Origin of the sequence: Vibrio ostreicida, from assembly GCF_013074385.2 — a bacterium.
GTDB classification, from domain to species: domain Bacteria; phylum Pseudomonadota; class Gammaproteobacteria; order Enterobacterales; family Vibrionaceae; genus Vibrio; species Vibrio ostreicida.
In genome coordinates this window covers 16079-34061 of the sequence record NZ_JABEYA020000016.1, presented here as the reverse complement: position 1 = coordinate 34061, position 17983 = coordinate 16079, and the positions used below count along the sequence as shown (strand labels likewise).

At 45.6% G+C, this 17983-nt stretch carries 17 protein-coding genes; 13 read left to right on the top strand and 4 right to left on the bottom strand.

From position 1 onward, the window contains the following. Positions 1–112: 112 nt before the first annotated feature. Complete coding sequence (argH, locus tag HLM86_RS16055) at positions 113–1987, top strand: argininosuccinate lyase (protein ID WP_170883327.1); 1875 nt, start codon at positions 113–115, stop codon at positions 1985–1987. A gap of 208 nt (positions 1988–2195) precedes the next feature. Here argH and HLM86_RS16050 read toward each other — a convergent pair whose 3' ends face one another. Continuing rightward, a complete protein-coding gene (locus HLM86_RS16050) occupies positions 2196–2453 on the bottom strand; it encodes a DUF3624 domain-containing protein (protein WP_076588942.1) in 258 nt (85 codons plus the stop codon). A gap of 64 nt (positions 2454–2517) precedes the next feature. On the opposite strand from HLM86_RS16050, the gene HLM86_RS16045 reads away from it, so the two are divergent. After that, entirely contained in the window at positions 2518–2865 is a 348-nt protein-coding gene (locus HLM86_RS16045; RefSeq protein WP_076588941.1) for a RidA family protein, read from the top strand. Positions 2866–2931: 66 nt separating this feature from the next. Here the strand turns inward: HLM86_RS16045 and HLM86_RS16040 are convergent, their stop codons facing one another. Together HLM86_RS16040 and HLM86_RS16035 are read right to left on the bottom strand one after the other, a co-directional pair. Next, positions 2932–4389: a dihydrolipoyl dehydrogenase gene (locus HLM86_RS16040; protein ID WP_170883329.1), complete on the bottom strand. Its 1458-nt coding sequence runs from the start codon at positions 4387–4389 to the stop codon at positions 2932–2934. A gap of 110 nt (positions 4390–4499) precedes the next feature. After that, entirely contained in the window at positions 4500–5228 is a 729-nt protein-coding gene (locus HLM86_RS16035; RefSeq protein ID WP_170883331.1) for a glutathione peroxidase, read from the bottom strand. Between the two features lie 172 nt (positions 5229–5400). Between HLM86_RS16035 and oxyR the strand changes: the two genes are divergently transcribed. Further along, positions 5401–6294 (top strand): DNA-binding transcriptional regulator OxyR, encoded by an 894-nt coding sequence (oxyR, locus tag HLM86_RS16030; RefSeq protein WP_076588938.1) that lies wholly within the window; start codon positions 5401–5403, stop codon positions 6292–6294. A gap of 45 nt (positions 6295–6339) precedes the next feature. Here oxyR and HLM86_RS16025 read toward each other — a convergent pair whose 3' ends face one another. Then, a complete protein-coding gene (locus HLM86_RS16025) occupies positions 6340–8859 on the bottom strand; it encodes a penicillin-binding protein 1A (protein WP_076588937.1) in 2520 nt (839 codons plus the stop codon). Positions 8860–8998: 139 nt separating this feature from the next. On the opposite strand from HLM86_RS16025, the gene pilM reads away from it, so the two are divergent. The 10 genes from pilM to rpe all read left to right on the top strand — a co-directional run bounded on the left by pilM (position 8999) and on the right by rpe (position 17980). Further along, positions 8999–9916, top strand: coding sequence for a type IV pilus assembly protein PilM (gene pilM, locus HLM86_RS16020; RefSeq protein WP_076588936.1), 918 nt, complete (start codon positions 8999–9001; stop codon positions 9914–9916). Between the two features lies 1 nt (position 9917). Next, entirely contained in the window at positions 9918–10481 is a 564-nt protein-coding gene (locus tag HLM86_RS16015) for a PilN domain-containing protein (RefSeq protein WP_076588935.1), read from the top strand. After that, the gene (locus HLM86_RS16010; protein WP_170883333.1) at positions 10468–11058 is read left to right on the top strand and encodes a type IV pilus inner membrane component PilO; all 591 of its coding nucleotides are present in this window, start codon (positions 10468–10470) and stop codon (positions 11056–11058) included. The genes HLM86_RS16015 and HLM86_RS16010 overlap by 14 nt, the downstream gene beginning before the upstream one ends. Before the next feature lie 100 nt (positions 11059–11158). Then, positions 11159–11569, top strand: coding sequence for a pilus assembly protein PilP (locus HLM86_RS16005; protein WP_217702208.1), 411 nt, complete (start codon positions 11159–11161; stop codon positions 11567–11569). A gap of 3 nt (positions 11570–11572) precedes the next feature. Further along, positions 11573–12964, top strand: a complete 1392-nt coding sequence (locus tag HLM86_RS16000) for a type IV pilus secretin PilQ (RefSeq protein ID WP_076588932.1) — start codon at positions 11573–11575, stop codon at positions 12962–12964. Positions 12965–13140: 176 nt separating this feature from the next. Then, positions 13141–13659, top strand: coding sequence for a shikimate kinase AroK (gene aroK, locus HLM86_RS15995; RefSeq protein ID WP_076588931.1), 519 nt, complete (start codon positions 13141–13143; stop codon positions 13657–13659). A 31-nt stretch (positions 13660–13690) separates the two neighbouring features. Beyond that, on the top strand, positions 13691–14779 hold the full coding sequence (gene aroB, locus HLM86_RS15990) for a 3-dehydroquinate synthase (RefSeq protein WP_076588930.1): 1089 nt from the start codon (positions 13691–13693) through the stop codon (positions 14777–14779). A 42-nt stretch (positions 14780–14821) separates the two neighbouring features. Further along, positions 14822–16309: an SPOR domain-containing protein gene (locus HLM86_RS15985; RefSeq protein WP_076588929.1), complete on the top strand. Its 1488-nt coding sequence runs from the start codon at positions 14822–14824 to the stop codon at positions 16307–16309. Between the two features lie 69 nt (positions 16310–16378). Next, positions 16379–17206, top strand: a complete 828-nt coding sequence (locus HLM86_RS15980) for a Dam family site-specific DNA-(adenine-N6)-methyltransferase (protein ID WP_076588928.1) — start codon at positions 16379–16381, stop codon at positions 17204–17206. A gap of 102 nt (positions 17207–17308) precedes the next feature. Further along, positions 17309–17980 carry a ribulose-phosphate 3-epimerase gene (gene rpe, locus HLM86_RS15975; protein WP_170883335.1) on the top strand — a complete coding sequence of 224 codons (672 nt, stop codon included), beginning with the start codon at positions 17309–17311 and terminating at the stop codon, positions 17978–17980. The last annotated feature ends 3 nt before the right edge of the window (positions 17981–17983 follow it).

Here is a 17983-nt window from a genome sequence, read left to right as displayed (position 1 = left end):
ATGTTTTCCCGTAAGTTTGAACCTACATAAAAGACTGAACTTAGTTCAAAGTCATTCCAAGCAAGACAGCAGCTAGTAAGAATAGTGAGCACAGGTAATCAGGAGAAACGCGATGGCATTATGGGGTGGAAGGTTTACCCAAGCAGCAGATACGAGATTCAAAGATTTTAATGACTCATTGCGCTTCGATTACCGACTAGCAGAACAAGATATTATGGGGTCGATTGCTTGGTCTAAAGCATTGTTATCTGTCGATGTATTGACAGAAATTGAACAGCAGAAGCTTGAACTCGCGTTGAACGAACTCAAACTTGAGGTGATGGAGGACCCGCATCAGATCCTTCGCTCTGATGCTGAAGATATTCACTCTTGGGTGGAGCAACAACTGATCAATAAAGTGGGAGACTTGGGCAAAAAGCTTCACACAGGGCGTTCACGTAACGATCAGGTTGCTACCGACTTAAAACTTTGGTGTCGTCAGCAAGGCCAGCAGCTCTTGATCGGGCTTGATCGTTTGCAAACACAATTAGTGTCGGTGGCCAAACAACATCAAGCGACGGTGCTTCCCGGTTATACCCACCTTCAGCGTGCTCAGCCAGTCACATTTGCTCATTGGTGTTTAGCGTATGTCGAAATGTTTGAGCGTGATTACTCTCGTCTGAATGATGCGATTAATCGCTTGGATACTTGCCCGTTGGGGTCCGGTGCGCTCGCGGGTACTGCCTATTCCATTGATCGTGAAAAGTTAGCGCATAACTTGGGTTTTCGTCGTGCAACCCGCAACTCACTCGATTCGGTGTCGGACCGAGATCATGTGATGGAGCTGATGTCAGTGGCTTCTATTTCTATGCTGCACTTATCGCGTCTTGCTGAGGATATGATTTTTTACAATTCAGGCGAGTCCAATTTTATCGAACTGGCCGATACCGTGACGTCTGGGTCATCACTGATGCCGCAGAAGAAAAACCCAGATGCATTGGAATTGATTCGTGGAAAAACTGGCCGGGTATATGGAGCGATGGCCGGCATGATGATGACCGTCAAAGCACTTCCTTTGGCCTATAACAAAGACATGCAGGAAGACAAAGAAGGATTGTTTGACGCTTTGGACACTTGGAATGACTGTATGGAGATGGCGGCGCTTTGTTTTGATGGGCTCAAGGTTAACGAAAAGCGGACCTTAGAGGCAGCGAAGCAAGGCTATGCTAATGCGACGGAACTTGCAGATTACCTTGTGGCCAAAGGAATCCCTTTTCGTGAAGCGCATCATATCGTTGGGGTTGCGGTGGTCGGCGCCATAGCCAAAGGCTGTGCGCTAGAAGAGCTCTCTATCGCGGAGTTAAAAGCATTCTCACCAGCGGTTGAAGAAGATGTCTACGACATTCTTACCATCAGTTCCTGTTTGGATAAACGAAGTGCTCTTGGAGGTGTGTCACCCAAGCAAGTTGCGTATGCCGTTGATCAGGCCGAATCACGTTTAGTTCGTCGTGACACGTCTGTGGTGAATGTGCGCCCAGCACGTTTAACCGATATAGAGTCACTTGAGGGAATGGTTGCCTATTGGGCAAACTTGGGAGAAAATTTACCTCGCTCCCGCAGTGAATTGATACGTGATATTGGCTCATTTGCTGTGTCAGAACATCAAAGAGAAGTGACAGGTTGTGCCTCGCTTTACGTTTACGACTCTGGGTTGGCAGAAATTCGCTCATTGGGCGTAGAGGCCGGATGGCAAGGTCAGGGGCAGGGAAGTGCAATCGTACAATATTTGGTTGAGAAAGCACGTCAGATGGCCATCAAGAAGGTCTTTGTCCTTACGCGAACGCCTGAGTTCTTTATGAAGCAGAACTTTATGCCGACATCCAAATCATTACTTCCTGAAAAAGTGCTCAAAGATTGTGAACAATGCCCTCGTCAACATGCATGTGATGAAGTGGCGCTAGAGGTGAACTTGATCGAGAAATCCATTGCTCGAGTCAATGTAGCCTAACCCCCTGATAGCAAGGATTTTAGCAAGAAAGATCAAAAAAGATCGTAGTTGAAGGGAACCTTAGATCAAAAGCAGGGTCTATTTAGATACCACTGCTTTTTCTTAGAAGATTCTAAGAAAGCCCCAAACCAATCATTGGTTTTGGGGCTTTTTTCTTTTCTGAGTTCTGGGTAAGGTTTTCCCTTTCTGTTTCTGGTGTTTTTACTGCTTACTTCTCTCGGTGTTTACTTTGTTTCCATGGTTGCACCACAAAGCGCATCCAGAGGTGGAGCAACAATAATCCATTAAGGACAACCCCCGTCATAATGAGAGTGATAGATTCTATACTTCTGAGGTCGTTTCTAAACAAAAGCCACCACAGAATCCAGCTACTCATCGATAAGACTATCAACTGCGTTATGCACCGCTGACAACGGCCAATTTTTTTCCAGAACCCATAGTGATTTTTACAGTCATTACATGTCATGCTGGTGGCTTATTCGATACCATAGACAGTGATAGTATCGCAACCTAACTTGAAAGTGAGAAAAATGATCGAACGTCAACAAGTAAAACAACGAATGAGTCGTGTGGTTAAGCACAATGGTGTTATCTATCTATGTGGTCAAGTGTGTGCAGATGCTACCCAAGCGATCACGGAACAAACACAAACGATGTTAGATAAAGTTGAAGCGCTATTGCTAGAGGCTGGCAGTGACAAAGAGCACATGCTATCAGCGACAATTTATTTGAAGAATATGAATGATTTCCAAGCGATGAATGCAGTATGGGATGATTGGGTGCCTGAAGGTCACGCGCCTGCGAGAGCCTGCGTAACCGCGGATATGGCTCGTGATGCGTTGTTGGTTGAGATTTCAGTTATTGCTGCTGAAAAGTAATGGCCAATTCAATCTTGCCAATAAAAAGACGAGCACAATGGCTCGTCTTTTTCTTCGTATCTCGTGTCAACAGCCTGGACCACAATCCAAGCAGTGCTTAATCATTTCTGGGCCTAAATGAAGTTTTGCGTTGAGATCACGCAGTGCTGTCCTGACGCCTTCTTCTATTACTGGATGGTAGAAAGGCATATCTAACATCTCAGAAATGGTCATGTTATTCTGATGCGCCCAAGCGAGAAGGTGAGCAAGATGCTCAGAATTTGGCCCTATCATCTCGGCGCCTAGAAAACGTCCCGTTCCTTGTTCACCATAGACATGCAATAGGCCTTTGTTGCGAAGCATTACTCGCGAGCGTCCCTGATTTTCAAAGGAGACTTCTCCTATGGTGAAGCACCCGCAATTACCTAGTCTTTCAGTCAACTGTTTAAACGTTTCCCCGACCATGGCAATCTGCGGATCAGAAAAGACAGCAGAGATTGAGGTTCGACGCAAACCTGCCCTAATATCAGGGTAGCGGCCCGCGTTATCACCAGCGATACGTGCTTGATCCGCGGCTTCGTGCAAAAGTGGGATTTGGTTACTTGCATCGCCCGCAATAAAGATATGATCGACTGACGTCTGCAAGGTATAGTGCTCTGCGCTTGGCACACCACGCTCATCCAGATTGACTGTTGTATTTTCCAAACCGAGGCTGTCGACGTTCGGGCGACGGCCTGTCGCCGCCAAGACATAATCGACATTAACGTTTTCTAAGTCGCCATCGTGATTGATAAATTGAATTTCAACTTGGTCTTCACCTTTGACACGTTTCATGCTTTTAACGTTCACATCCGCATCAAGGTAGAATTCTTCTTTAAAGGTTTTGTCCGCGTACGCCATTATTTCGGGGTCAGTTAGGGGGCCGACTTGGCCACCAAGACCGAACAGTTTCACTTTTACCCCTAAACGGTGCAAGGCTTGACCTAACTCTAGGCCGATCACACCAGGGCCAAACACTGCAACTGATTCTGGCAGGTCATCCCACTCAAAGACATCGTCATTGATGACAAGACGATCGCCCAGCTCATTCCATACAGCAGGGTATGCAGGCCGTGAGCCTGTGGCGATGACAATACGTTTTGCGCAAATTTGGGTATGGTTTCCGACCAAAAGCGTATTATTGTCGACGAATTTTGCATAACCCACAATTTTGTCTTTCTCTGGGATCTCATCGACACCCTCAAGTACAAAGCCAACAAAGCGGTCACGTTCGCGTTTGACCCTGTCCATTACTTCTCGACCGTTAATAACGACCTCGCCTTGCGGGTAGATGCCAAAGCCAGTTGCCTTCTCAATCTGATGGACACTTTCAGCAGCAGCAATCAATAACTTTGATGGCATACAGCCCACTCTCGCACATGTCGTACCATAGGGGCCTCCTTCAATCATCACAACGCTATCTGTATGGGCTTTTGCTGCGCGATAAGCGCCTAAGCCTGCTGTACCACCACCAATGACGGCTACATCAACGTCTAACTTTTTCATAAGGTTCTCGCTTTCTGATCTCTGTTGACGACTCCAAGACGCGAATTTTTCGCTCTCGAACAAGCATTATCCGGCTTGAATAAGAGCCGGATAATTTAGTAATGAGAGGGTTAACCTAGGAATGACTCTAATTCTTCGCTACCGCCGATATGTTTACCACCGATAAACACTTGGGGAACGGTGGTACGACTTGAGATGGCTCGCAAGCTTACTGTTGTCGCGTCTTTACCGAGAATGACCTCTTCATATTGAAGGCCGTGGTCAATAAGGTTCTGTTTCGCTTTGGCACAGAAAGGGCATCCGGGTTTGGTAAATACGGTGATGGACTCCTGTGTTTTGTAATCAGGGGCGATATAGTTGAGCATGGTATCTGCATCAGACACTTTGAATGGGTCATCTGGCTCGTTAGGCTCGATGAACATTTTTTCAACAACCCCATTTTTGACCAACATGCTGTAACGCCAAGAACGTTTTCCGAAGCCAATATCATTTTTATCAACCAGCATGCCCATGCCATCAGTGAACTCGCCATTTCCATCCGGAATAAAAGTGATATTCTCCGCTTCCTGATCATTTTTCCACGCATTCATAACAAACGTGTCATTCACAGAGACACAAATAATCTCATCGACGCCGTGTTCCTTGAAGACGGGGAACAACTCGTTGTAACGGGGTAGGTGGCTGGATGAACACGTCGGTGTGAAGGCTCCAGGTAGGCTGAAGAGAATCACAGTTTTGTTTTGAAACAGGTCGTCACTCGTGACATTGACCCAAGCATCACCACGACGGGTAGGGAATGTGACTTTCGGTACATTTTGGCCTTCTTTAGATGCAAACATAATGATGTCCTATTGCGAATAATAAAATAATTTGTCTTACAGCTTAGCTTGGTTTGGTTGGGCTGCTCGTTTTCAATAGACTTATTATTCAACATTTCCTTTGATAGTCACAATCGTTTAATGCTATGGTTTTGATAGGCATTTTCTATTTATTGATGGGTAAGTCATAGCAATGAACATTCGAGACTTTGAGTATCTGGTCGCATTAGCGGAACACAAACATTTTCGTAAAGCGGCAGAAGCATGTTTTGTTAGTCAGCCGACACTCAGCGGCCAGATTCGTAAGTTAGAGGATGAGCTTGGAGCGGCCCTGTTAGAGAGAAGCAGCCGACGTGTTTTATTTACTGACGCGGGTTTGCAGTTGGTGGATCAGGCCAAGCGAATCCTAACCGAAGTGAAAACCTTTAAGGATATGGCCAGTGGGCAAAGTGGATCGATGACCGGACCGATGCATATTGGCTTTATTCCAACCGTCGGCCCATATTTACTGCCTAAGATCGTGCCAACGTTGAAAGTGAAATTTCCAGATTTGTCCCTCTTTCTCCATGAAGCGCAGACGCAACAACTGGTTCGCCAGCTTGAAGATGGTAAGCTTGATTGTTTGGTACTGGCTTCGGTAGCAGAAACCGGTGCATTTAAAGAAATTCCGGTTTATGAAGAACCACTCAGTGTTGCAGTGCCGAGTGATCATGAATGGGCGCATCTGGAAGAGATAGACATGCTAAAGCTCAATGGAAAAACGGTTCTCTCATTGGGTGATGGTCATTGTTTACGTGATCAAGCGTTGGGTTTTTGTTTTGCGGCAGGCGCTAAAGACGATGAACGCTTCAAAGCAACCAGCTTGGAAACCCTTCGTAATATGGTGGCAGCGGGCGCGGGTATTACTTTATTGCCTAAGTTGTCTTTACCCAAAGATAGAATCAAAGATGGCGTGTGTTATGTTAAGGCCACCAACCCAGTGCCTTCTCGAAGCCTAGTATTGGCTTATCGGCCCGGTTCTCCGCTGAGAGCCCGATTTGAGCAATTAGCGCAATCTATAAAAATATTGCTTGAAGCTGATGTTTGAAGTGAAAGGGTAAGTCCTATCGAACTTACCCTTTCACTTGTTCAGCTAGAACAGCTCTTCGTTCCCTGAACTCGTGTATATACTGTCCGTGATTTCATCTGAAACATATTCTGTGGGTTCGGTTCCTTTTAAGAAGTACTCGAACATTGAACTTGAATCAAACTTGCTGGTCAGCAAGCCGGAATCCCTGTCTATCCGCACGCGAACCACTTTCGGCGGAATGTTCTTGGGTTGGCTCGGCGTGTTTTCTAACGCCATTTTCATAAAATCGACCCAGGCAGGTTGAGCTGTTTTTGCCCCTGCTTCTGCCCCAGATATTTGTTCTTTACCTAGATTCTTATTAGAGGTTGTTCTGCCGAGTTCGCGGGTATGGTCATCAAAGCCGACCCAAGCGACAGCGACCATGCCAGGCCCATAACCATTGTACCAAGCGTCTTTGGAATCGTTGGTTGTTCCCGTCTTACCGCCAATATCTCGGCGTTTCAACGCTTGAGCACGCCAGCCTGTTCCATTCCAGCCTGTCCCCTCTCGCCAGTTACCACCGCCCCAAATATTGCTGTACATCATTTCTCTCACTAAAAAAGCGGTCTGTTCTGAGATAACTTGTGGTGCGTAATGTGGTTGCTCTGGTACTACGTCAACATCCTGTTCTTGAAACTCATTATCTTCTGGCGAGAGTGTATGTGATCCACATTCACTGCGGCAGATAGTTTTAGGCTCGGCTGCAAACTCTAACTCACCAAACGGCCCTTCAATTTTACTGATATAAAAAGGTTCAACGTAGTAACCGCCATTGGCAAACACTGAGTAGCCCTGCGCCATTTTCATTGGTGTTAGGCTACCGGCACCAAGTGCAATTGTCTCAGAACGAGGCAATTGTTTGATATCGAAACCAAAGCGAGTGAGATACTGGCGGGTTTGGTCGAGACCGACTTCGCGAAGCACTCGCACTGCCATCACGTTTTTCGATTGAGCTAAGCCGACCCTTAAGCGCGTTGGTCCTGTATAGGTAGGTGGCGAGTTTTTGGGGCGCCAAGCCGTACCTTGGCTTTTATCCCATTGATTGATAGGGGCATCATTGACCAGAGAGGCGAGAGTCATACCTTGATCGATGGCCGCTGAATAGATAAACGGCTTGATTCCAGAGCCGACCTGACGAATTGATTGGGTGGCGCGATTGAATTTATTGTGGACGAAGTTGAAGCCGCCAACGACTGAAAGCACTGCGCCGTTTTCTGGGTTCATGGCAACAAAAGCCGTATTTGCGTTTGGAACCTGACTGAGTTGCCACACGCGTTGAGCGGGTTTATTTTCACCCTTACTCTCCACTTGGCGAACCCAAATCTGCTCACCTTCTGCTAAAACGTCCTCGGCCGAGTTTGGAGCGGCTCCTTGACGAGAATCGGTCAGAAATTTACGGGCCCATTTGATCCCTTCCCAACTGAGGTGTTGCTCGCCTTGATTTTTTACCCAGACCGTGGCGCTTTTGGCAGTGAGGTGGGTAACAACGGCAGGGGTTAAGTCACCATAGGAGGGAACATTATCCAGTATATCGTCTATCTTTTTGTTATCGAACGCGGCTTGTCCCTTTTGCCAAAGAACCTTTTCGGCTCCACGATAACCGTGACGTTCATCGTAGGAAAATAGATTGTTGATTGCAGACTTGTTCGCTGCGGCCTGCAGTCGTGAATCGACCGTTGTGTAAATATTCATGCCTGAGGTATATACCTCTTCGCCATAACGCGCCACCATCCAAGCACGAGCTAGCTCTGCTACATAAGGGGCATTAAGCTCGATCTCTGCACCATGGTAATGAGCTTCAATTGTCTCAGAACGTGCTTGTTCATATTCTTCTTGAGTGATGTATTGCTCATCAAACATACGTTTCAATACGACGTTACGCCGATTGGTCGCTCGTTCAAGTGAGTAAATAGGGTTCATTGTCGAAGGCGCTTTGGGCATGCCTGCTAGCGTCGCGAGTTCACTGAGAGTCAGTTCCTGAAGGCTTTTACCAAAATAGACTCGTGCGGCGGCGCCAAAGCCGTATGAACGGTAACCAAGAAAGATTTTGTTGACATAAAGAGCCATGATTTCTTGTTTGCTCAGCAATTGCTCTATATGAATAGCGATAAAAATCTCTTTGATTTTACGCATAATCTTTTTTTCATTGGAGAGAAAAAAGTTACGCGCCAGTTGTTGCGTAATGGTACTCGCCCCTTGCTTGGCTGAACCTGATAGCATGACGACTAAAGCAGCTCGAGTTATCCCTATTGGGTCAATCCCAGGGTGCTCATAGAATCGACTGTCCTCAGTGGCAATGAGCGCTTCGATTAGATGCGGTGGAATCTCGTCATAGGTCACGGGTATACGGCGTTTTTCTCCAAATTGAGAAATTAACTTTCCGTCTTGGCTATAGATCTGCATGGGTGTTTGTAATTTGACATCTCTCAACGTCGCCACATCAGGTAATTCTGGTTTTACATACAGATAGAAACCAATAATGGTACCGACCCCAAGAATTGTGCAAACCAATACGAAAATAAACAATCGCTTTATGAACTTCACCGGAGAATCCCTGATTAATTAAGCTTACGTTGTGCAAAGCTTGTTAGTTTAAGCTAAAAATTGGCTTAAATCTGTTTATGTGCTTGCTAAATAAAAGAGTTAAGCATAGCGCTGAGTAAAGATAACGGAGCTGAGCTGTATGGGTAAATCACTCATTACAGGTTTAGATATCAACCCGCAAACCATTAATGCGGTGGTACTCAAACCTGACCATGACACACTTTCTTTGGTGGGTTATCACCAAATAAAGACTGACACGGACATTTTCACTGAAAACCACAGGCTAAATTATCAGAAAATTGTAAAGAAACTTAAAGAACTAAGAAAGGTTTTACCGCTATTTAGTCGTAAGGTTTGTTTGTATCTTCCTGATGAATTTGTAATAAGCAAGAAATTACAAATAGATAGGGAGTTTCAAGGCGAGGAGTGTGAGTTTGCCCTCATTCAAGCCTTTTCTCTGCGTTCTCCTGTTCCGGTGGATGAGCTTTATTTTGATTTCGTCGCATTACCGGATAAACCCGGTGAATTTCAGGTTTATGCGGCCAGAAAAAGCTGTATTGAGAACCGCATGAGCTCATGCCAAAAAGCCGGGTTTGACCCTGTGGTCATTAATGCGTTCTCCGATAATCTTATCCGAGTCTGGCGTTGGGCCACTGCACAACAGTCTTTAACGGATTGGGCTCTTGTTGATATCACCGAAGCTGGCCTGACGATTTGCTTTGTGTTTCCGCAGCAAGAGGTCTTCTTCAGAGAGATACACCATGACGATCTTGAGCATCAAGAAGGTCTTCATGTCGCCGTTGAGACATTACAGCACCATATACATCTACTCAATTCGATGCATTGCTCTCCCTTGAGCGGACTCTGGCTCTCTGGCGAAAAGCGGCGAAGAGACCGATTTATTGATGAGTGGCACAAACGGAGTTTATTGCCTGTGCGCATGCTGAGTTTGCTGGAGCTGTTTCCTCATGGCTTGAAAAGCCCAGCGTGGGATGGTGCGGAATTTATACGGGCGACAGGGTTAGCATTAAGCGGCGTTGCTTGGTTGGAGAGATGACATGCAATTCAATATCAATTTGTGTCCATGGAGAGAATCGCAGAGGAAAACGAAAACACGCCGATTAGCGGTGATGCATGTTGCTGCGGTTGGCATTTTTGCGTTGTGTGTATGGATTGTCGACGGCCATCTTGAGAATCAACTCAATCTTCAACAATTCAGGCTTTCCCAACTCAGCAATTTGAAAGAACATCTCGAAAAACGTCAGCGAGCGTTACAAGAATTGCATTCTACGCTGACTGAAGTGCGATTGGACCTTGAGGATATACACGGCCTTAACCGGCAGAGATACAACGCGTTCAGGTTACTCAACCTATTGCCTAAAGAAATCCCTGATGGTGTGTATCTGGATAAGGTGACACTCACCAACAACCGAGTGAGTGTTGCTGGTTTTTCTTCAGATACGGGGTCCATCTCTAAGCTGTTAGAGAGCTTGAATAAGACATCAGATGTTGATTCAGTGACCATACAATCAATACGACATCGCCAACTGCGCTTTCAAAGTCTTTACCAGACATTTGCGCTTTCTTTTTCATTGGTGGATTTAAAGCATGCTTCTCTTTAGTCCAACAAGCTTAGGGTTGTTGACGCAGCGAGATAAATCAGTGCAATGCGGATTGGTGGTTCTACTCGCTTTAGTGATTTCGGGTATCGGATACACCTTGTTCTTGAAACCCAAATGGCAACGTATCGAGAACCTTGCCTTAAAGGAAAAAGAAACCCGTGTTTTGGTTAGAGGCTTGGAGAAGGAAGTCCTAAAACAGCCGGAGGTTGAAACCGAGTACAAAAGATTATTGGAACGCTTGTCGCACTTATCTTTGGTTTATTTTAAGCCTGCTGGACTCGCTGAAGTGTTGGCGTCAGTGAGTCAAGCTGGGCAGGCGCAGTCTTTGACCTTTTTGCGTATGGATTGGGGGGAGTCAGAGAATGTGAGAAAGTATCGACGTTTACCTCTTCATGTTGAGTTTACAGGACGTTACATTGAGGTCGTGGCATTTATTCGGGATCTCACTGAACTGCCTTATATTGTACATTTTGAGGCAATCGAGTGGCGTCGTGTCAAGCTTGATGGAGCAAGGCTGCACATAAAAGGGAAAGCCTATATTTATCAAGGAAATAAGGGGGGCAGAGATGCGCCTTGAGTGTGTTTTTTTGTTGTTTTCTCTGTTCCAAATCAAACAAGTACACTCAATATTGCCGACTTTTTTCACGATGTACTTGAGCCGCCAAGAGCCAGTAGACATGTCGATTCTCAGAGGCAGAGTCGTGCTTGGCGATCGAATGATCGAGTCATCTTCCAAGTGGCGAGATCCCTTTTCTGTTCCGAAATCAGTGCCAGATGTGGAAATGATCCAAAGTCAAAAGGGCAGAGTGGGGTGTATCAAGCGGGAAAGCGCCCCCGAAGTAGGGGAATTGACACGCCATCACTCTAACAAAATGCGTTTAACGGGAATAATGGATATTGGAACGGCGAAGTTGGCACTTATCGAGCTACCAACTGGATATATCGCTAGGGCGGAGGTGGGGCAAGCGATAGGCCTTAGGCATGGGAAGATTACTCAGATTACCGCCAATGAGGTTCAAATTATTGAAGATCAAGAAAACAAAGAAGAGTGCTCGACTCGGATTGAGATTTGGCTATCACTGGAGTGATTAATGAAAGAGAGTGTTTTACGAGCGCGGTACATTTTATCTATCGACAGAGTGTATCACTTGGTTTTCATGCTTTTCCTTGTGACATTTCCCCCATGGGCAAACAGTGAAGGAAGCGCAATTCCTTTGTCAAAGGCAGAGGAGACGATGCCGTTAATGACGGTTAACTTCCAAGATCTGCCTATTCGTGAAGCGTTTCAGCAAGTCGCTGATTACCATAAAATCAATGTTGTTATTTCTGATTCAGTTTCAGGGCGCGTAACCTTAAAACTCAGTCAGATGCGCTGGCAGAGTCTCTTTGAGATTCTTTTACGTGTAAAAGGGCTTGAACAGCGGACTCGTGATAACGTGGTGTTCATTGCACCAGCGGAAGAGTTCGCCGCACAAGACAGTCAAAGAAAGGCTCAAATACAGGCCGCTTATGAGGCTGGTGCGCTTGAATCTGAGAACTATTCAGTAAAGTTCGCGAATGCTTCAGAACTGGCCACTATTTTGGGAGGCGAAGACAGTCGCTTACTGACTAAACGAGGTGCTTTAAGGGCGGATGAGCGCACGAATACCCTATTGATTCGAGACGTAGCGGATAATATTTCGACGATTAAGGCGGCCATTAAGGCATTAGACGTCCCCGCCAAACAGGTGCAAATAGAGGCAAGAATTGTCACGTTAAATCAAATCGATTTACAAGAGTTAGGTATTCACTGGCGGTTGTCGAGCTTGAATGTTAACCCACAAATTGGCCATGGGGGCATGCAGAATGCCCACACGCTGAGTCTATATGGCCAGCCAGAGAGTTCCTTGGGTGACTTTCTGAACATTAATTTCTCCGCTCCTTCTGGTTCGGCTGCAACGGTCGCATTTCAATTAGCTAAACTGGGTCGCGATACCTTATTGGACCTTGAGTTATCTGCGTTACAAAGAGAGTCAAAAGTTGAAGTGATATCCAGTCCTCGATTGATCACAACCAATAAAAATCCTGCGTATATTGAGCAGGGCGCTGAAATTCCCTTTTTGGAGTCTTCGAAAAATGGTGCTACTAGCGTCAAGTTCAAAAAAGCCGCGCTGAGTTTAAAAGTGACACCGCATATTACGTCGAATCAACATCTGACTCTTGAGTTAAATTTGACGCAAGATCGGCCAGGACAAGTGGTAAAAACGGGAAACGGTGAGGCGGTTGCCATTGAAACACAGCGCATTTCCACTCAGGTTTTGGTCGAAAATGGAGAAACTATTGTCTTAGGTGGTATTTATCAACAGAGTACCAGAAACACTATCGACAAAGTGCCATTATTAGGCGATATTCCCTTTTTGGGTGGCCTTTTTCGTCGAAAATATCAGAAAATGGGCAAAAGTGAACTCATGATTTTTGTGACACCTAGGGTGATTAATCCATAAATAATAATCAGACAGGTAAAAATAAATTTGCATTAGTGTCACCTTATCTAGATAATTTCGGGTCTTATCACGAATTATCTGTGAGGAACCGGTGCCACAAGCACATCTCAGGCCAAAGAAATTTTGGTTTTCTTGTGGCGATGTCATTGAATTAACGTTGTAAATTACTGCTAAACATGGCTGAAAAACGCAATATTTTCCTTGTCGGCCCTATGGGCGCTGGCAAAAGTACAATTGGTAGACACTTGGCTCAACAGCTTCATATGGAGTTTGTTGATTCTGACACTGTGATTGAAGAGCGCTCTGGTGCTGATATCGCTTGGGTATTTGACGTCGAAGGCGAAGAAGGTTTTCGTGTCCGCGAGGAAAGAGTACTCAACGACCTGACGGAGGAACAAGGTATCGTTCTGGCGACAGGTGGTGGTTCTATTAAGAGTAAAGAAAACCGTAACCGACTGTCTGCTCGTGGCATTGTTGTTTATCTTGAAACGACAATCGAGAAGCAGCTTGCACGAACTAATCGCGATAAAAAACGTCCTTTGTTACAGACGGATAACCCTCGTGATGTGTTGGAGTCATTGGCTGGTGAACGCAACCCTCTTTACGAAGAAATTGCAGACTATACCGTGCGAACTGACGATCAAAGTGCAAAAGTGGTCGCTAACCAAATCGTAAAAATGCTAGAAGAACGTTAAACGTTAGTTTTTAGCCACTGGAGAAACTCCCATGGAACGGATTACGGTCAGTTTAGGTGAACGTAGTTATCCAATCTCAATTGGCGCCGGATTATTTGATAATCCGGCCCATCTTTCTTTCCTATCAGCGAAACAAAAAGTGGTTGTGATTACCAACGTCACGGTTGCTCCGCTATACGCAGAGAAGATTCTCGTCTTGCTTAGGCAAATCGGCTGCGACGCTTCTGTGCTTGAACTTCCTGATGGTGAACAATATAAATCTCTCGACACCTTTAACACGGTGATGAGCTATTTGCTTGAAGGAAATTTCGCGCGTGATGTGGTGGTTATCGCACTCGGCGGGGGCGTCATTGGTGACTTAGTTGGCTTTTCTGCAGCTTGTTATCAAAGGGGCGTTGATTTTATCCAGATCCCGACCACCTTATTATCTCAGGTAGACTCATCTGTTGGGGGAAAAACGGCGGTTAATCATGCTCTAGGCAAAAACATGATCGGTGCCTTTTATCAGCCCAAATCGGTGATTATTGATACTCAATGCCTCAATACCTTGCCCGAGAAAGAGTTTGCGGCGGGTATGGCCGAAGTCATCAAATATGGCATTATTTATGACGAAGACTTTTTCGTCTGGCTAGAAGATAATCTTGATAAACTTTATGCCCTTGACCAAGCGGCACTGGAATTTGCGATTTCACGTTGTTGTCAAATTAAGGCTGAAGTTGTTGCCCAAGATGAAAAAGAGTCGGGTATTCGTGCATTACTGAACCTAGGTCATACATTTGGCCATGCGATCGAAGCCGAGTTAGGTTATGGTGAATGGTTACATGGTGAAGCGGTGTCTTCTGGTACGGTTATGGCTGCAAAAACGGCTCAACTTCAAGGTCTTATCTCTGAAAAGCAAGTAGAGAGAATTCTCTCTATACTGAAGAAAGCACGATTGCCTGTGCATACGCCGGATACCATGACGTTTGATGACTTCATGAAGCATATGATGCGAGATAAAAAAGTGTTGTCTGGTGAACTTCGTCTGATATTACCTACAAGTATTGGTAGTGCAGACGTTGTCAAAGGTGTGCCTGAATCGATTATTAAACAAGCCATCGATTTTTGTCGCGAAATCTGATTTATTTCTCTTTAGACAGTGGGCTGTCACTAGGATGGTTTAATGAGTTTAACGCATGAATCCCGTGTGTTGGAGTTAGGCTCCCAAGTTGAGTTGCTTGAACGAATGCAGTTGCTGACTAACTTTGGTTCAAATTTGGTCACTGTTGGCGGAGCTGTAGGCGCGGGGAAATCTTGGTTAGCCCAGCGTTATCTTGAAGTTTGGGCCGAAGAGAAAAACCAGTCACTTTTGATGTGTCACCCGAGTCAGGATAATCAAATGCGTCGCACTATGATCCTGACGCAACTTTTTTCTGATCCACTTTTCAATCCCATCGACCCATTAGCGGAAAGCTTTGCTCAACAGATGCAAGGAGAAAGCTGTGACGTCGTGATTGTGGTTGATGATGCCCAGTTACTCGACGAAGCTTTTCTTTCTGAGCTGTGGATGTTGATTCTTGAAGCTCAGGACAATGCCGCCTGGACTATCAATGTCGTTTTATTTGCTCAGTCCAATAGCCTAGATGTCTTGTTGACTCGTCTGAGCTATGGACAAGAACTAAAACCGATTGATCTCGAAATTGATGCCCTAAGTCAGGACGAAGCTGACCGATTTTTTGAGCAGCTTGTCGTTCGTTTTGTCGAAGATGACAAGGAAAAACGTGTCCGTCATGCTTACCGAACGATTGCAATGCATCCGGGTGCGATTATGGCTTTAGGGGAACACAAAGTGGAAAAAAGGATTATCATTCGCTCGATAATAGGTTCTCCGATTAACATTGCCTTACTCGTGTTCGCCATGCTTTTGATGATCGGAGGAGGGTACTGGTGGATGATGAACCAGCCTTTGCCTGATGATAAAGTCCAAAGTGAGGGTGAAGACGTTGAAAAGAACGCAGCCCCGATTTTAGCCATAGAGAAAAAGCCTGAGCTGGGTCAGGAAGATCCAACGATGAGCGATAGGGTGGAGGAAGATCCTTCCTTGGCAGGCGCTGAAGATGATTCGCAAGCTTTGCCACCTTCAGTCACCGAACAGGTCTCGAGTGTCGGAAGTGCTGCAACGGAATCTCAACGAGTGGTGATTAACTCTGAGGTTGTTGATGCATTGATGGATGGAAAAGCACCAACCGTCAATACGGAACCCATTGAGGCGGTCGTGGCGCAATCCCAACAAACAGAACAAACGAAACCAATGATATCCATCAAGGTTGTTGAGGAAGCCAGCCAGCCTGAGAAAGCTGAAATTCGGTTTTCCTTCACAAAAGATGAGCTTAGAAGTTTCTCTTCTCGCAGCTATACACTGCAATTAGCAGCAATGAAGTCGTTAGAGGAAGTGCAACTGTTTCTCGACACTCATCAATTAAAAGACAACGTCTTTATTTATCCAACGGTTCGCAACGAGTTAGATTGGTATATTATTACCTACCAGAACTATCCCACCATTCAGGTTGCACGTGATGCGGCTGAGGCTCTTCCTGATGAACTGAAACAACTTGATCCTTGGGCCAAGTCTCTAAGCCAGGTTCAGCGCGAGCTAAATAGAGTGAAATAACACTGAGTGCATTGGTAAAATATGTTACATTCCGCAGCCTTAATTTATGGTCGATAGATAGAGCAGTAGATGAAGAAACAGCGTGCCTTTCTGAAATGGGCGGGTGGAAAATACGGACTTGTTGAAGATATCCAACGATACTTGCCTGAAGGTCGCAAATTGGTCGAGCCATTTGTAGGGGCTGGATCCGTGTTTCTCAATACGGACTTTGAGCAATATCGTCTGGCTGATATTAACCCTGACCTGATAAATCTTTATAATCTGCTTAAAGAAAAGCCTGAAGAATATATATCCGAGTCACGACGCTGGTTTGTTCATGAGAACAACCGTAAAGATGTGTATTTGGCAGTGCGAGCTGAATTCAATCAGAGTGATGATGTGATGTACCGTTCACTGGCTTTCCTCTATATGAATCGTTTTGGTTTTAACGGTTTGTGTCGCTATAACAAGAAAGGGGGATTTAATGTCCCATTTGGCTCGTACAAGAAGCCTTATTTCCCAGAAGCGGAGCTGGAGTTTTTTGCTCAAAAAGCGAAGAAAGCGACTTTTGTATGTGAAGGCTATAAAGAGACGTTCAAACGCACACGCAAAGGGAATGTGGTGTATTGCGATCCTCCTTATGCGCCCCTTTCAACCACTGCTAATTTCACCTCTTATTCTGGCAACGGCTTTAGCTTAGACGATCAGGCAGCGCTAGCAGATATTGCGGAGCGAACGGCCAAACAGCGTGGTATCCCTGTTTTGATTTCTAACCACGATACGACCTTGACACGTCGTCTCTATTACGGCGCTGAATTGAATGCGATTAAGGTAAAACGGACGATAAGCCGTAATGGCTCTGGTCGCAATAAAGTTGACGAGTTGTTGGCGCTATTTGACGCATCCAGTGGTCAATAATTACATTTCATTCTACCTCTCTATCTTCTGATGTTTAGCTTAGGTAGAATTGCGCGATGTTGCTTTAGTGTGCAATGACGCCAATAAATATTAGAGGTTAGTATGACAGACTTTCTTATTGCTCCATCGATTTTATCAGCGGATATGGCTCGCCTTGGCGAAGATGTCGAAAAAGTGCTTGCCGCAGGCGCCGATGTTGTGCATTTCGATGTGATGGACAACCATTATGTCCCTAACCTGACGTTTGGTGCACCGATTTGCCAAGCGCTGCGCGACTACGGCATTACTGCGCCCATTGATGTCCACCTGATGGTTAAGCCTGTTGACCGCATTATCCCAGACTTTGCTAAAGCAGGGGCTTCGATGATCACATTCCATATTGAAGCATCAGAGCATGTGGACCGCACCTTGCAGTTAATCAAAGAGCAGGGCTGTAAAGCTGGTGTGGTTCTTAATCCGGCGACCCCGTTGTCTCATCTTGAGTTCATTATGGATAAACTGGATATGATTTTGCTGATGTCTGTGAACCCCGGTTTTGGTGGGCAGTCATTCATCCCGAAAACCTTAGACAAGCTGCGTGCAGTCCGTCAGTTGATTGATGAGTCAGGTTATGACATCCGGCTTGAAATTGACGGTGGTGTCAACGCAGACAATATCAAAGAAATTGCGCAGGCAGGGGCGGATATGTTTGTCGCAGGCTCTGCTATCTTCAACCAACCGAATTATAAGCAAGTGATCGATAACATGAGATCTGAGCTAGCGCAGGTGAAATAAAGC

Coding starts and splice junctions, on each gene's coding strand:
- HLM86_RS16005 (WP_217702208.1), top strand. CDS start 11,159: ATGTCGATTCTCAGAGGCAGAGTCGTGCTTGGCGATCGAATGATCGAG.
- oxyR (WP_076588938.1), top strand. CDS start 5,401: ATGAACATTCGAGACTTTGAGTATCTGGTCGCATTAGCGGAACACAAA.
- aroK (WP_076588931.1), top strand. CDS start 13,141: ATGGCTGAAAAACGCAATATTTTCCTTGTCGGCCCTATGGGCGCTGGC.
- HLM86_RS16050 (WP_076588942.1), bottom strand. CDS start 2,453: ATGACATGTAATGACTGTAAAAATCACTATGGGTTCTGGAAAAAAATT.
- HLM86_RS15985 (WP_076588929.1), top strand. CDS start 14,822: ATGAGTTTAACGCATGAATCCCGTGTGTTGGAGTTAGGCTCCCAAGTT.
- aroB (WP_076588930.1), top strand. CDS start 13,691: ATGGAACGGATTACGGTCAGTTTAGGTGAACGTAGTTATCCAATCTCA.
- HLM86_RS16010 (WP_170883333.1), top strand. CDS start 10,468: ATGCTTCTCTTTAGTCCAACAAGCTTAGGGTTGTTGACGCAGCGAGAT.
- rpe (WP_170883335.1), top strand. CDS start 17,309: ATGACAGACTTTCTTATTGCTCCATCGATTTTATCAGCGGATATGGCT.
- HLM86_RS16015 (WP_076588935.1), top strand. CDS start 9,918: ATGCAATTCAATATCAATTTGTGTCCATGGAGAGAATCGCAGAGGAAA.
- HLM86_RS16040 (WP_170883329.1), bottom strand. CDS start 4,389: ATGAAAAAGTTAGACGTTGATGTAGCCGTCATTGGTGGTGGTACAGCA.
- HLM86_RS16000 (WP_076588932.1), top strand. CDS start 11,573: ATGAAAGAGAGTGTTTTACGAGCGCGGTACATTTTATCTATCGACAGA.
- pilM (WP_076588936.1), top strand. CDS start 8,999: ATGGGTAAATCACTCATTACAGGTTTAGATATCAACCCGCAAACCATT.
- HLM86_RS15980 (WP_076588928.1), top strand. CDS start 16,379: ATGAAGAAACAGCGTGCCTTTCTGAAATGGGCGGGTGGAAAATACGGA.
- argH (WP_170883327.1), top strand. CDS start 113: ATGGCATTATGGGGTGGAAGGTTTACCCAAGCAGCAGATACGAGATTC.
- HLM86_RS16045 (WP_076588941.1), top strand. CDS start 2,518: ATGATCGAACGTCAACAAGTAAAACAACGAATGAGTCGTGTGGTTAAG.
- HLM86_RS16035 (WP_170883331.1), bottom strand. CDS start 5,228: ATGTTTGCATCTAAAGAAGGCCAAAATGTACCGAAAGTCACATTCCCT.